Source organism: Mariprofundus micogutta (assembly GCF_001895085.1).
GTDB classification, from domain to species: Bacteria; Pseudomonadota; Zetaproteobacteria; order Mariprofundales; family Mariprofundaceae; genus Mariprofundus; species Mariprofundus micogutta.
Map to the genome: position 1 here is coordinate 34,875 of NZ_BDFD01000022.1, position 13,128 is coordinate 48,002.

The 13,128-nt window shown below is 49.7% G+C and carries 10 protein-coding genes; 3 read left to right on the plus strand and 7 right to left on the minus strand.

Annotation, left to right across the window (positions count from 1 at the left end; translation table 11 throughout):
* Window positions 1-24: 24 nt before the first annotated feature.
* From icd to MMIC_RS10820, 7 genes are all read right to left on the minus strand, one after another.
* Window positions 25-1,764 (minus strand): NADP-dependent isocitrate dehydrogenase, encoded by a 1,740-nt coding sequence (gene icd / locus MMIC_RS10790; RefSeq protein WP_072660485.1) that lies wholly within the window; start codon window positions 1,762-1,764, stop codon window positions 25-27.
* Window positions 1,765-1,781: 17 nt separating this feature from the next.
* Complete coding sequence (locus tag MMIC_RS10795; RefSeq protein WP_265331371.1) at window positions 1,782-1,997, minus strand: DUF4398 domain-containing protein; 216 nt, start codon at window positions 1,995-1,997, stop codon at window positions 1,782-1,784.
* A gap of 121 nt (window positions 1,998-2,118) precedes the next feature.
* Window positions 2,119-3,906, minus strand: a complete 1,788-nt coding sequence (gene aspS / locus MMIC_RS10800) for an aspartate--tRNA ligase (protein ID WP_072660487.1) — start codon at window positions 3,904-3,906, stop codon at window positions 2,119-2,121.
* A gap of 81 nt (window positions 3,907-3,987) precedes the next feature.
* Window positions 3,988-7,308 carry a UvrD-helicase domain-containing protein gene (locus MMIC_RS10805; protein ID WP_072660488.1) on the minus strand — a complete coding sequence of 1,107 codons (3,321 nt, stop codon included), beginning with the start codon at window positions 7,306-7,308 and terminating at the stop codon, window positions 3,988-3,990.
* Window positions 7,301-9,982, minus strand: a complete 2,682-nt coding sequence (locus MMIC_RS10810; protein WP_072660489.1) for a PD-(D/E)XK nuclease family protein — start codon at window positions 9,980-9,982, stop codon at window positions 7,301-7,303. Before MMIC_RS10810 ends, MMIC_RS10805 begins: the two co-directional genes overlap by 8 nt.
* Window positions 9,983-9,991: 9 nt before the next feature.
* Complete coding sequence (locus tag MMIC_RS10815; protein ID WP_072660490.1) at window positions 9,992-10,342, minus strand: hypothetical protein; 351 nt, start codon at window positions 10,340-10,342, stop codon at window positions 9,992-9,994.
* Entirely contained in the window at window positions 10,339-10,788 is a 450-nt protein-coding gene (locus MMIC_RS10820) for a DUF1841 family protein (RefSeq protein ID WP_072660491.1), read from the minus strand. Before MMIC_RS10820 ends, MMIC_RS10815 begins: the two co-directional genes overlap by 4 nt.
* Before the next feature lie 158 nt (window positions 10,789-10,946).
* On the opposite strand from MMIC_RS10820, the gene MMIC_RS10825 reads away from it, so the two are divergent.
* The 3 genes from MMIC_RS10825 to MMIC_RS10835 all read left to right on the plus strand — a co-directional run bounded on the left by MMIC_RS10825 (window position 10,947) and on the right by MMIC_RS10835 (window position 13,020).
* Window positions 10,947-11,861 (plus strand): lipase family protein, encoded by a 915-nt coding sequence (locus MMIC_RS10825; RefSeq protein ID WP_072660492.1) that lies wholly within the window; start codon window positions 10,947-10,949, stop codon window positions 11,859-11,861.
* On the plus strand, window positions 11,858-12,319 hold the full coding sequence (locus MMIC_RS10830) for a methyltransferase family protein (protein ID WP_072660493.1): 462 nt from the start codon (window positions 11,858-11,860) through the stop codon (window positions 12,317-12,319). Before MMIC_RS10825 ends, MMIC_RS10830 begins: the two co-directional genes overlap by 4 nt.
* A 266-nt stretch (window positions 12,320-12,585) precedes the next feature.
* Window positions 12,586-13,020 (plus strand): hypothetical protein, encoded by a 435-nt coding sequence (locus MMIC_RS10835; protein WP_143144943.1) that lies wholly within the window; start codon window positions 12,586-12,588, stop codon window positions 13,018-13,020.
* The last annotated feature ends 108 nt before the right edge of the window (window positions 13,021-13,128 follow it).

Here is a 13,128-nt window from a genome sequence, read left to right on the forward strand (position 1 = left end):
CGTGCTCTCAGTGATAAATGCCCTTCAGTAGCTCTTGGTAAACTCTGTAGAATGGCATTTCGGACACGGAGGTACACGTCCTGTCTTCTTGAAGTGCAATTCATGGTCGCAAGCATTACAGGTCAGTGTTCCTGCACTGGTAATTTCACCCGAACGGCATGAAACAGCTTTCTGGGTACGCTCAGCAATACTGGTCAAAGCAGAACCCGCAACAGTCAACAGAGCAGACAGTGATGAAAGCGCTCCTGCACTAACACGCGATGGATTCAGCTTCTCTTTGGCTTCGTTGCGCATGGTGTTTGCCATCTGAGAAAAGTCGCGCTCCAGAAATGCCTTCAGGTTTTTACCCTGAGCCTCTGAAAAAGTTCCCGCTGCGGTTAACTGCTCACGAGCCTTCTCCATGGTCGCCTGAGCAACTTCACCGCTCTTCTCTGCACCGGCTTCAAACAACTCCTTAAAACGCGCTGCCAGTAAATCATACTGATCTTCGGCAGAATCAGCCCCGGTTGAATCCATATTGGCAATGACAGCATCACCGAATTCAGAGGTGGAGAGTTTGGTCGCACCTTCCATCTGACGATGGAAATCATAGGTCACTGTTTTCGCAGCGATTGAACCATTAATACCCTGCAGAATCAGATCAGCGGCTTCAGTCCAACCCATATAACGCAGCATCATCTCACCGGATAAGACTACGGATGATGGATTCACCATATCCTTATCAGCATATTTCGGAGCCGTACCATGTGTTGCTTCAAAAATGGCATGGCCCGAGTTGTAATTGATATTTGCACCCGGTGCGATACCGATACCACCAACCTGAGCAGCCAGTGCATCAGACAAGTAATCACCATTCAGATTCAGTGTCGCAATCACGTCGAATTCCGGAGCACGGGTCAGCACCTGCTGCAGTGCGATATCGGCAATGGCATCCTTGATCACAATACCATTCGGTAGTTTACACCATGGGCCACCATCAATTTCTTCAGCGCCGAACTCATTTTTGGCAACGTCATAACCCCAATTGCGGAATCCGCCCTCGGTGAACTTCATAATATTGCCTTTATGAACCAGTGTGACCGACTCGCGATTATTATCGATAGCGTACTGAATCGCTGCACGCACCAGACGTGCCGTGCCTTCCTGAGATACAGGTTTCACACCAATGCCGCTTGAATCAGGGAAGCGAATCTTTGTTACACCCATCTCATCCTGAAGGAAGCTGACCACCTTCTTCACTTCTTCGCTACCGGCCGCCCACTCAATGCCGGCATAGATATCTTCAGAATTCTCACGGAAAATAACCATATCCACATCTTCAGGACGTTTCACCGGAGAAGGAACACCATCGAAATATTTAACCGGACGCAGACAGGTATACAGGTCCAGTTTCTGACGCAGAGCCACATTCAATGAAGTAATGCCGCCACCAATCGGTGTCGTCAGGGGGCCTTTGATACCAATCAGATACTCGGAAAATGCATCCAGTGTTTCCTGCGGTAGCCAGGCATCGTCACTCTGCCCGTACATATTCCAAGCTTTTTCACCGGCAAAGACTTCCATCCAGGCAACTTTACGTGAACCGCCATAAGCCTTCTCGACAGCGGCATCGAGGACACGTTTCGATGCACGCCAGATATCACGTCCGGTGCCATCACCTTCGATAAACGTAACAATTGGTTGATCCGGCACATTCAGCTTGCCATTCTCTCCCATAGTAATTTTCTCGCCGCTTTCCGGCAGACAGATTTTATCAAATGCCATGATTAACCCCGTAAATCTTAATTATTGATCTGAGACTGTTTAAGACGAGCCGCATGCTGCGCATGCCTTTTGGCTTCCAGCGCTTTGCTGCGTGCTCTTTCATATTGTTCCAATTTTATGGCTGACGCCGCATCTTCTAAGGCTTTTTCAGCTGATTGCAGATGTTTGTCCGCCATCATCTGATCACCAGGTAGCGCCTGCGCAGTTTTGATTGCAGTACGAGCGTCAGACATTTCCTGAGCAGGAGGATGCGTTGCACAGGCAGATAATGTGAGAAGCAGAACGAACAGGACTCGTTTCATGCAATGCATAATCGAACTATCGCTGCGCATTGTCAACGTGGTCAGATGAAACTCAGCTCTCTTTAATGGTAGGCCGTTTACGCAGCCCAAGTTCTTTCCACTGCTCATCGGCCACTTCACTCGGAGCATCCGACATCGGATCAGCTGCTTTCTGTGTTTTCGGAAATGCAATCACATCACGAATCGAGTCTACACCTGCCATTAGCGAGAGCACACGATCCAGTCCAAAGGCCAGTCCACCATGTGGTGGTGCACCATATTTCAGTGCATTAACCAGGAATCCGAACTTGGCATCTGCCTCTTCATCGGAAATACCCAGTACCTTGAATACGCGTGCCTGTGTTTCCGGGTTATGAATACGGATCGAGCCGCCACCGATCTCCGTACCGTTCCAGACCAGATCATACGCCTGAGAACAGATATTGAGCGGATCAGATTCAAGTTTATCCAGATCTTCAGCTGATGGTGCAGTAAAGGGATGATGCAGTGCTTCAGGACGTTTCTCATCGGCATTCCAGGCAAACATCGGGAAATCTACCACCCAGACAAAGCGGTGATCATTTTCAGCCACCAGGCCAAGATCCTGACCCAGTTTCACACGCAGGTGACCCAGCGCATCATTGACTACAGTGGTGTCCCCTGCTCCGAAGAAGAGCAGATCGCCATTTTCGGCACTGCAGGCTTCCAGCATTTCAGCCAGAATCTCTTCCGGCAGGAATTTCACGATAGGTGACTGCAAACCACCCGGAAGATCGGATTTATCGTTCACCTTGATCCAAGCAAGGCCTCTGGCCCCGTAGATAGAAACAAACTTGGTGTAGTCATCAATCTGCTTGCGTGACAGAGAAGATGCCCCACCGGGCACGCGCATAACCTTAACCAGGCCACCCTTATCGGCAGGATCACGGAATACCTTGAACTCCACTTTCTTCATCAATTCCGTGATGTTCACATGTTCAAGGTCAAAACGTACATCAGGGCGATCCAGACCATATTTATCCATGGCTTCATGGTAAGTAATACGCGGGAACTCTTCCGGCAATCGAATACCTACACCTGCATCGAACATTGCGCGTAGCAAGCCTTCGGCTACAGCCATCACCTCATCCTGATTCGCGAAGGAGAGCTCAATATCCACCTGGGTAAATTCAGGCTGACGGTCTGCACGCAGGTCTTCATCACGGAAACAGCGGGCAATCTGATAATAGCGATCCATGCCAGCTACCATCAGCAGCTGTTTGAAAATCTGAGGGCTCTGCGGCAAGGCGAAAAATGACCCGGGATACACACGTGAGGGCACCAGATAATCGCGTGCTCCTTCAGGTGTGGATTTATTCAGAATCGGTGTTTCAATTTCTAGGAAGCTCTGGCTATCCAGATAGTTGCGCGCAGCATGTGTCACACGATGACGCAATTCCATTAAACGCTGCATCTTGGGGCGTCGCAGATCGAGATAACGGTACTCAAGGCGAATCTGTTCAGAAGTGTCGCAATCGTCTTCCACCATAAACGGCGGCGTTTCAGCGCTGTTCAGAATGACAATCTCAGTCGCTTTAATTTCGATTTCACCGGTAGGAAGTTTGGGATTCACAGCCTCTTCACTACGGGCAATGACCTCACCCACGACTTCAATCACATCCTGCTGACGCATGGCATGTGCAAGCTTGTGGATTTCCGCCGTGTCCGGATGCACGACCACCTGCACAAGGCCGGAACGATCACGCACATCAAGGAACACCACGCCGCCGTGGTCACGATTGGTCTGAGTCCAACCGTTCAGACGAACAGTCTGTCCGATATGCATTACTGTGAAATCTCCGCAATGTGTGCGTGGTAACATCGTTACTACCTCCGAGGTTAAGCCCGTTAAAACGGTCGCGCAGACTAGCGCCGCGGCTTCGTTCAGGCAAAGGCTGTATACCTAATCCATGACAGGGGAATCTTCACCAGGCTGCGCAATCTCTCTCCAGGCATCCAGCATAGGAAAATAGAGCGCACACTTCACAGGACGATCAGGCTGCATCTTTTTCAGAATAGAGGTATATCGCTGTAGTTGCGGCGCATGCCGGGACTCTTCCTCACTCAGGAAAGCGTTCAGATCACCCCCCTCATGGGAGGCGGTTTTGTAATCAATCACCCAGCGTATACCCTGCTCATCAATAAAACTGCGATCAATCACATAATGGGCAATAAACCCTTCCTGTTTGACACTTAAAGCCCATTCACATCTGGCATCCGGATGTCGCGCTGAAAGAAGCCAACTGCCTCTGTCACTGGCTAATGCCTGCTCGAGCGCTCTTGAACATCGGGACAAAGCGGTTTCAAGCATGGGACCTGATAGTCCTTCAGCCATCAATGCATTACGCATCGATGTATTCTCGGACCGCATAAAACTGTCACCGCATTGCTCAACACCTATGAGCGCTGCATGTTGCAGGGCTTCATGCACAGCATTACCGACGGGTGCGGCTTCCGGCCCTGCCCAGAAATATTCTGTTTCAAGCTCTTCCTGTTCTGCCTGTTCAGTTACCAGTTCAGGAATGTGAAGCATGCGTTGCAGAGCTTTCTTTTCAGTTGCTTCAATCTGCTCACCGGCTTCACAAATTTCTATTTCAGCGCCGAAACATTCTCCTTCCAAACCATCTGCCAACAGCAGCTTTAAAAATGATCCATTGGCTGCAAGTTCTGTTGACTCGGAGACATGTCCATACATGAACAGGCCGCTTTCCGCGCGCGTACACGCCACATAAAGTAAACGTGCCAACTCATAGTTATATTTAGACTTTTCAATACTATTAATCAGCGAATAAATTGCATCTTTGCCGCGAACCTCGGCTTTAGGAGCAAGTAATGGCTTCACTCCCCCGGCTTCGGGCACATCAGTAAATGCCAGCAGCGGTGCATCAGCGCCACGGCCTGTTTTGCCAAGCCCGGGTAATATGACCACATCCCACTGCAGGCCTTTAGCACCATGCATGGTCAGTAGCTCCACCTGTGCCGCTTCACTGGATGAGTCCGGAGCAGCAAACAGCTCTTCCAGCCGTTCATCAAGCAGCGCGAAATTAATTTGACCGCCTTCATCCAGGGACTCAATCAACTCAAGCGCCGCCGCTACATTCTGCTCTGCCGATTCATCCAGCAACTCCGGCAACGAAAGCCGATGCCATGCGGTGGCAAGCAGATCATGTACGGGTACAGTACCCGCAACTTCAACACATGGGCCCAAAGCATCTTTGATGAAAGCCAGTCGCAGCTGTGTATCCGCATCAACTGCCTCAATGCGCTGCTCATCATGAATCAACTGCCATACCGAACGTTTGTCTGCAGTCAGCAAGGGGAATAAGCGGGCGCTGCTTAGTCCGCAACAGACCGAACGTAGAATAGCCATCCATGATTGACTATCAGCCGGATGCAACAGTGCCCTGCTCAGCGCGCGTAACAGTCTGATCTCCGGCCTTGTTGCCAGCGGCAGAATTTTAATCGCACGAAAGGCAATGCCCGCCTCTTGCAGGGCCGGTATGATGGCATGCAGTTGTTTACGTGAACGCGTCAGTATACCAATACGCTGCAGCTCACCATCCAGACCTGCCCTGCTTTTCTCCTGTTGCACCAGTGCAACAATTGCAGCGGCTTCCTGAATATCATCGCGTCCTTGCTGAACGTGAAGCTTTACCCGCCCCGTATGATGCAGGGCTGAGGCCGCCATTGCATGTGATACAGCTCCCCTGACCACATCATCATCGTCAGGTAACACGTTTGCAAATGTCCGGTTCACCCACGCCACAATGTCCGGGGCTGAACGGAAATTGCGTTCCAGCTTCAGAGATTCCACCCATGGCAGGTCTGCCTCATTGGCAGCGGCCTGCAGAAACAGGCCAACCTCGGCCTTACGGAAGCGGTAGATCGACTGCATCGGATCCCCCACCATAAACAGTGTGCGGTGGCGACCATCTCCTGCTTGCCAGCCAGCCGTCAGATTCTGCAACAGCCGCATCTGTAGTGATGATGTATCCTGAAACTCATCAACCAGAATATGGTGAATACGGTAATCGAGTTTCATCAACAGATCCGATGGTGTACCCGCTTCATCCTCCAGTGCCTGCAAGGCACGCAGAACCACCTCGGTAAAATCAGCTTCACCCTGTCGTGCAAACAGTCCCTGCAGCTGTTCATTGGCCCGCACAAGCAACTCAAACAGAGCTTCCAGCAATGACCACTGCTGATCACTATAAGCTGGTTGTGCAGGCAAGCGGATCAAATCAGCCAACAGTTCATCCAAACCTGTTATGGATGATAGTAAAGCTGTCATCTCCTGCATCTGTAGTTTCTCCGCTTTGGCATGAGCAGGAAAACCACGTGCTTTATTGATCGATGCGGGAGCCGGGAAACCACCGGTTTTCTTCAATAATCCAGCAGCTATTCCCTGCCACAGGGCAATGGACTCCACATTCACAGCAGGCCATTGCTGCAGATCAAGCAGATGTTTGATATCCAGCGTGCAATCATCCTGTTTTGCAGCAAACACCAGCAGTGCAGGTAACTGATCTTTGACCTCGATGGGAATCATCGCATTGCACTGTTCGACCCTTTCAAGAACCAGCCTTGCCAGAATCTCTTGCATATCATGTCGTGCAGACGATGTAACCAGATTCTGTGCCACAGTCGGTAACCACTGTTCCCGTTTGGCGAGCATCTCGGCGACCAGCTTGATCAATGAAGCCATCTGGTGATCCAGCAGCAATAATAGCGATTCGGCCTTTTCAGGTTCTGCCCGCATCAACAGATTGATCGCAGCTTCGGCAGCTTCTCTGTAGAGTACAAACAGGTTCTCTCCGGGCTTAGGCATCTCTCCAAGGCCGGATAACAGCGGTAACTGTCTGGCCAGTGCAAAGGTGAGACTATCGAGCGTCATCAACTGCAGACGTCCCGGATGTTCACTGAGGTTCCATTGCCTTGTCTGTGAACGTTGCAGTACCGCCTGCGCGAGCTGCCAGGTCTCCATCTTATGGGACTGTTTCTCATCCGGTTTCTGCATATTCAGCGCCTGCATAACCCTGCCGCGCATTTCCGCCGCAGCCTTGCGGGTAAATGTGAGCGCCAGTATCTCCTCCGGTTCTTCAACAATAGCTAATAACGCCAGAATGCGCTGGGTAAGCAATTCCGTTTTCCCGGAACCGGCTGGTGCCTGTACCAGACATGAGATCGAAGGGTCACGCGCCTGCCTGCGTGCTGACTCACTCATCATCATCTCCGGTATCCTGATCAAAACCGGTCTCTTCAATGCGGCATACCGCTTCCAGACCGCAGTATCTGCAAGCCTTCTCATCACGCGGGGATACCGTACTGAGCCCCTGAATAAATTCTTCAGCAAGCGAATCTGTCTGCTCTGCCCAATCGTTTAATAACGCCTGCCAGTCTTCCGGACTGCTGCGCTTGCCATCACAGATAGTCATCCCCTTGATACCTGTACTTTCACCACAGAGCCCTTCAAAACCCATTTCTCCACTGCGAATGCGAGCAAAGCTTACTGCATCATGCTCACCAAGAGCTGCTGCAAGCGCGTAAAGCGGCAACTGAGGCTCTTCCATTCGCTCTCCAAGCCACTTGCTGAAACTCTGTTTTGCACCGGTTTTGTAATCGATTAAAATCCGGTGACCCTGCTGGTCCCGATCCATACGGTCAGCTGTAATATGGATTCTCAGCTTCTGTTTGGCATAACGCGGCAGATCAAGTTCATACAGTTTTTCAATTGCTATCACATCGAATGCAGGCCTTTGTCTTTCTTCGTTCAACCAGTCATTTAACACCAGAAACATGCGTCTCTTCTCTACGCTCTGCGTGGATGTTGTCACAGCACTGCGATTCTTCTGCCATGCATCGTCAATGGCCTGCTCAATCAATATCGTCTGCTCATCCGCACTCATAGCCTTCAGCGCAGCCTGAGATTTGAGCTTCTGCCAGATATGTTCGAGTGCCAGATGTATTAACGATCCCTTGGTGGTTGCCTCAATGCCCGGCTCGGTCTCTTCGAGTTCACGAACATGCAGGCGATAGCGTGTATAAGCTCTGAACGGACAGCCCGACTGATCTCTGATCAGTGCTGTGCCACCGCGTATTGTTTCATCAACTGAAAGTGGCATATGCACTGCATCATCAAAGCTTTCAGTCTCGGCCTTCTCTGTGGCTGGTAACGCTGTTTCCGGGCAAGCAGACACATCCAGACAACCGGCAAAAGCAGATACATTCAGTGATTCCTGATCACCGCTCTGTTTTGACCAGGATATATAAACTTCAGGGGCAGCCTGCAACAGCTGCTGCCATAAAAAGGCTGAATACTCATAAGCCAGTGCAGGCCTGCTCATGGATACTCTGTACTTCTGCTGCACAGGCAAAGGCAGTAATGGCTGCGGACTGGATGATAAAGGAAAGGCCTGGGCATCAAATCCGGCCACGAACAGCTTATCAAACTGTAAACCGGCCATCTGGGAAATCGGCAAAACGGACAGGTTTGGATATTTGATTGGCAGTGCAAGCTGTGCATCACTACAGGCTGTTCTGAGCAGGGCCAGAAAGCGGGTCCAACTGACCTTGTTGGTCACTGCATCAAGTGCAACCAGAGAACTAAGGCAGTCACGAAAGGTATTGAGCTGACGAATCTCATGATTGCTGCGTTCACTCTCAGCAAAACTGATATGTATAAAACCGGTATCCTGCAATAGCTGATGCAGTGCTTTAACCCACTCACGAGCCGGACGATTGTTGACCTGCCAGTTTGTCAGGGCCATTAACGCTGAAGAGAGGTCGGGCATGCCTTCGAGTTCTTTCGACTCAATCAAAAACTGCAGAGAAAGATAATGGCGATTGTTCATCCTCAGCGTGCGATCAAGCCCGGCTCGGTCAAAGCGTTCCTGTGCATAACCCATCAGATACGGCGAAAACAGCAGGCGGGAAAAATCTGCGAAGCTGACGCTATCTTTTCCAGCAAGTGTGAGCATATGCAGCAACTGCTGAATCATCGGCATTTCAGACAGAGGTAAAGCCGCCATATTTGCAACCAGCATCTGATGATCCGGCATATTTACGCGCTCAGGCATAAGCGTCCGATTCAGAACCTTGTGCAGTAATCTGACATCAACACTGTCACTCACCGCGACCGCGATACGTGCCTGAGGCTGGGCCTGCAATTCAGTTTGAACTCGGGAGCTGATATATTGCAGTTCCTGCTGCTCAGTCTCACAACAGATCATGCTCTGCTCAGTAGCCCTGCCCTCATGTTCAATGTGTACAATGGATATGCCAGCTGCCTGCAAGCGACACAGAATTTTTTCCTGCATCGGTGTGAAACTGTGGAAACCATCGAGTAATAGCTGCCGCTTTTGACACAGATCGAGAATCGCTGGCAGCAGTGCTTTAGCCAGATCAGCAACCAGCATGCGCCCGCACAGCGGTTCAGAATCAAGCTTATTATGCAGGCCGGAAATCCACCGCAGCAGTGCATCTGACTCTTCACCTGAGAAGCTTAACTCTTCGGTTTTTATGGCATATTCCTGCATGATGGTATAAGCCTGACTGGCATGTTTTGCCAGACCCCGAATGGATGAAGAGGATTGTGAACTGTCGCCAAGGTCTTTACGAATCACCTGCTGCCACAGCTCAGTTTCCTGCATACGATTCAGCGGCACAGGAAAAGCGGGCAGAGCTTTGCTAAGCTCAAGCAACCACTCCTGCCATGATAAAACATGCGGTGTTTCACATACGGGTAAAACTGATTCAGCCACAAGCCTGCGCTTCCAGTCCACGGCCTGTTTGGAGGAGGCCGTGATAAGCAAGCCCCCCTTATCCAGACTGGATGAAACTCCGGATGCGGAAATGGATTCGTCGATATTCAGCTGTCTATTGAACAGTTCCTGCTGCATGAAGGCAGACTACTGCTGATCGGAGGCCGGCTCTTTGGGTTTCCAGCCGCCAGGAACGATTTTGCCGGATTCACCCATATGTGCCGGCACATACTGATGCGGCTCAACATCATCGGAGTTCTGTAATTTCATGAATACAGTCACTGCAATGAACGTGCTGACGATGACAACCACAATCACAAACCAGTTCGGATGAATATGGTGATGAATCGGTGTGACATCGATGACTTCCTGCTCACGTGCCCGACGCTGTCTGTTCTTCAGGGTCAGCAGAATTATCATGACAATATTACGAAGAATAAACATCAGCAGTGCAGGTCCAATGAAAAAGAAGATGGATACGAGCAGATTACGAATCATAGCTGTGCAAGCTCCTTCATACGTCTGGCATAAGCCTCTACATCAGGCTCACGACCTGCACGCTGGGCGTAATAAACTGTTTCAGCCAGCACTTCGAGCAACTTATGCATGGCATCATGGCGATCCATTTTCTTGATCGACACCATATGATCCAGCGCTTTGGCCAGTTCCGGCGGATGTTTGGTCGCTGCCTGTTCCTCCAGTGCCAGATGCAGGGAGAGATGCAGGTAGGGATTCATGCCGTCATCCACCTGAAAGTCGCGCTCAAGGAAATCTTCCATATCTTCAAAATAGTGATGGTATTCAGGGTGCATACTGATCACACGGGCAATGCGTACTTCCAGTGCATTCAAAGGCAGATCTGCCTGTGCCTTATGCCATGCATCCCAGAACACCTGACGATGCGCACGCAACTGCTCCCTGCTTGGCCCATTTTGCGATTCCATTGTATCTCCTTTGCCTCACTCTTATCGAAATAGTAACACGATATCATTCATGAAAGAAAAGTCTTTTTCCAGCCTCTCGCTGATTCAATTTGGCATAAGTTAATTCGAGGCCTATGATCTTCCGGCTGATTCCGGCATTTGGCCGCAGGAGGTTGTCCATGCCCGACCTTGACCCTAAACCATTGCCTGAAGACCTCTCATTTCAGGCCTTGTTTTACCCCAACCTCAGCTATGACTACTTTGCCAATGCCGACACCCAGCCTTTTCAATTTGATGCCGAAACCTATCAATCAGTTAATGCATGGTGGCTGGCCGAGGCCTCTTTACTGGCATACGTGCAACAACATGATTTTGTCAGCCAGAAGTTAGCTGATGCAGGCCTGCCGCATTATAAACCCTTTGAAGATGATGAAACGCATACGCAATGTTTTGTGGCTCACAATGATGATTTTGCCATTGTATGTTTTCGTGGCACGGAAATCGTGAAGCAGGACATTATCACAGACCTGAAGTTTCTGCTTACCGACAGTGGTAGCAGAGGAAAAGTACACAAGGGCTTCAAGATTGCGCTCGACTCAGTTTGGGACGGTATAAGCGACCACCTCAATGATATTACCGACTATGGCAGCAGCCCGATGAAAGTATGGTTTACCGGTCACAGTCTGGGTGCAGGTCTGGCAACGCTGGCTGCTGCCCGCTATCCGGCTGCTCAGGGCATCTACACCATTGCCTCACCTCGCTGTGGCAACCGGGAATTCAGCAATGCTTTTACAAACAGGTACTGGCGTTTTGTTCATAACAACGATGCTGTTTGCATGTTGCCTCCGGCTATTACATATCGGCATACAGGAAACATGATATATATTGATGATCAGGGCGCTGTGAATTCTGCTCCGTCTTTCTGGACATATTTGAGCACCATGATCCGGGGCCATTTCAGGCATATGGGCACAATAATCAAATGCTGGAGACGCGGGGACTTCACCGCCCTGCCGCTGGATAATATCAATGATCACGCGCCTATCTATTATGTGATTCATATCTGGAACGATCACATCAGGCGAATACAGTGAAACGTTTCAAGCTCAAGATCCCGCCACCGGTAGTCGCAATCGTATGCGGCCTGATCATCTGGGAACTCAGCATTGCCCTGCCTTCGCATGCTCTTGATGCCGGAATCAGACATATGATTGCCTATCTCCTGCTGGCTATGGCATTCACGATTGACCTCTGGGCGCTGCTCAGTTTCAGGCGTGCAAAAACCACGATTGATCCGCGATATCCGCACAAAACCTCCACAATCGTCTCATCCGGCATTTACGGCTATACGCGCAATCCGATGTATCTGGGGCTGACGCTGATACTCTCCGCCCTCTCCATCTGGCTGGGAGCCAAATTCGGTCTCTTCGTGGTGGCAGCCTTTATCCTGTATATGAACACATTTCAGATTGAGCCAGAAGAAGAGGCACTGGAAAAACAGTTCGGCGATGTTTACATCCGCTACAAATCCAAAGTCCGCCGCTGGATTTAACTACCCACTAATACGGAAAACAACCAACAGTTTAATGACAACAAAATGGCGTATGCTGAAAACTGGCCGGGCCTATACTCTTACCGCATGGCTGCTTCCGACCACTTTCGGCCATTCAAAAATCTCCCTTATATGAGTGATTAAATATAACCCATCCAGTATTTATTGTGATTGATAATAATCAGTGCAGGACCTTTACAAACAAGACTTGACAATATATTGCTGTATGGTTACCATGTAACCATTTAAACTATGAGGCAGTCATCATGAGTCAAGTAATTCGCATTTCAGATAAGCTATACAAAAGACTAGAGGAACATGCATTAGGCTTTGATACACCTTCTAATGTGATAGAGAGAATCATGGATGCTTATGAGGGAATTGAATCAGCTCCAAGAAACAACAGTAGCCCAGAAGCTAGCCAAGAAATCGAACCTGCAAATGCTTTAGAGATTATTTATCACCCGGATTCTGAGGAAGATTTTAAGCATGAATTATTGGTGTCCAAAAGGGCGTACATCAAACTCAATTTTACGAATGGTATGTCTGAAGTTAAAGAGTGGAATGCGATTAGATTTGGTGCTTCATCAAGTGTGGATGGCAATTTACGTTCAGGTTATCTGAGAGGTTGGAAGAAAAGAGGTATATACAAGGCTGAATTAGCACTAAATCGAGATGAAATATCACTGCTGTCCGGTTAAGGAATTAGCAGCAAGAAAACAGGCCTGAATTCCCAACGATTATGGTAAATTTGTAGTTATCCAGACAGCAAATTCACAGAACGGAGAACTCAGGCCATGAAGCACATT

Bases quoted from the DNA above. Each gene is read 5' to 3' on its own strand.
- icd (WP_072660485.1), bottom strand. From the start codon at position 1,764: ATGGCATTTGATAAAATCTGTCTGCCGGAAAGCGGCGAGAAAATTACT.
- MMIC_RS10795 (WP_265331371.1), bottom strand. From the start codon at position 1,997: ATGTCTGACGCTCGTACTGCAATCAAAACTGCGCAGGCGCTACCTGGT.
- aspS (WP_072660487.1), bottom strand. From the start codon at position 3,906: ATGTTACCACGCACACATTGCGGAGATTTCACAGTAATGCATATCGGA.
- MMIC_RS10805 (WP_072660488.1), bottom strand. From the start codon at position 7,308: ATGAGTGAGTCAGCACGCAGGCAGGCGCGTGACCCTTCGATCTCATGT.
- MMIC_RS10810 (WP_072660489.1), bottom strand. From the start codon at position 9,982: ATGCAGCAGGAACTGTTCAATAGACAGCTGAATATCGACGAATCCATT.
- MMIC_RS10815 (WP_072660490.1), bottom strand. From the start codon at position 10,342: ATGATTCGTAATCTGCTCGTATCCATCTTCTTTTTCATTGGACCTGCA.
- MMIC_RS10820 (WP_072660491.1), bottom strand. From the start codon at position 10,788: ATGGAATCGCAAAATGGGCCAAGCAGGGAGCAGTTGCGTGCGCATCGT.
- MMIC_RS10825 (WP_072660492.1), top strand. From the start codon at position 10,947: ATGCCCGACCTTGACCCTAAACCATTGCCTGAAGACCTCTCATTTCAG.
- MMIC_RS10835 (WP_143144943.1), top strand. From the start codon at position 12,586: ATGAGTCAAGTAATTCGCATTTCAGATAAGCTATACAAAAGACTAGAG.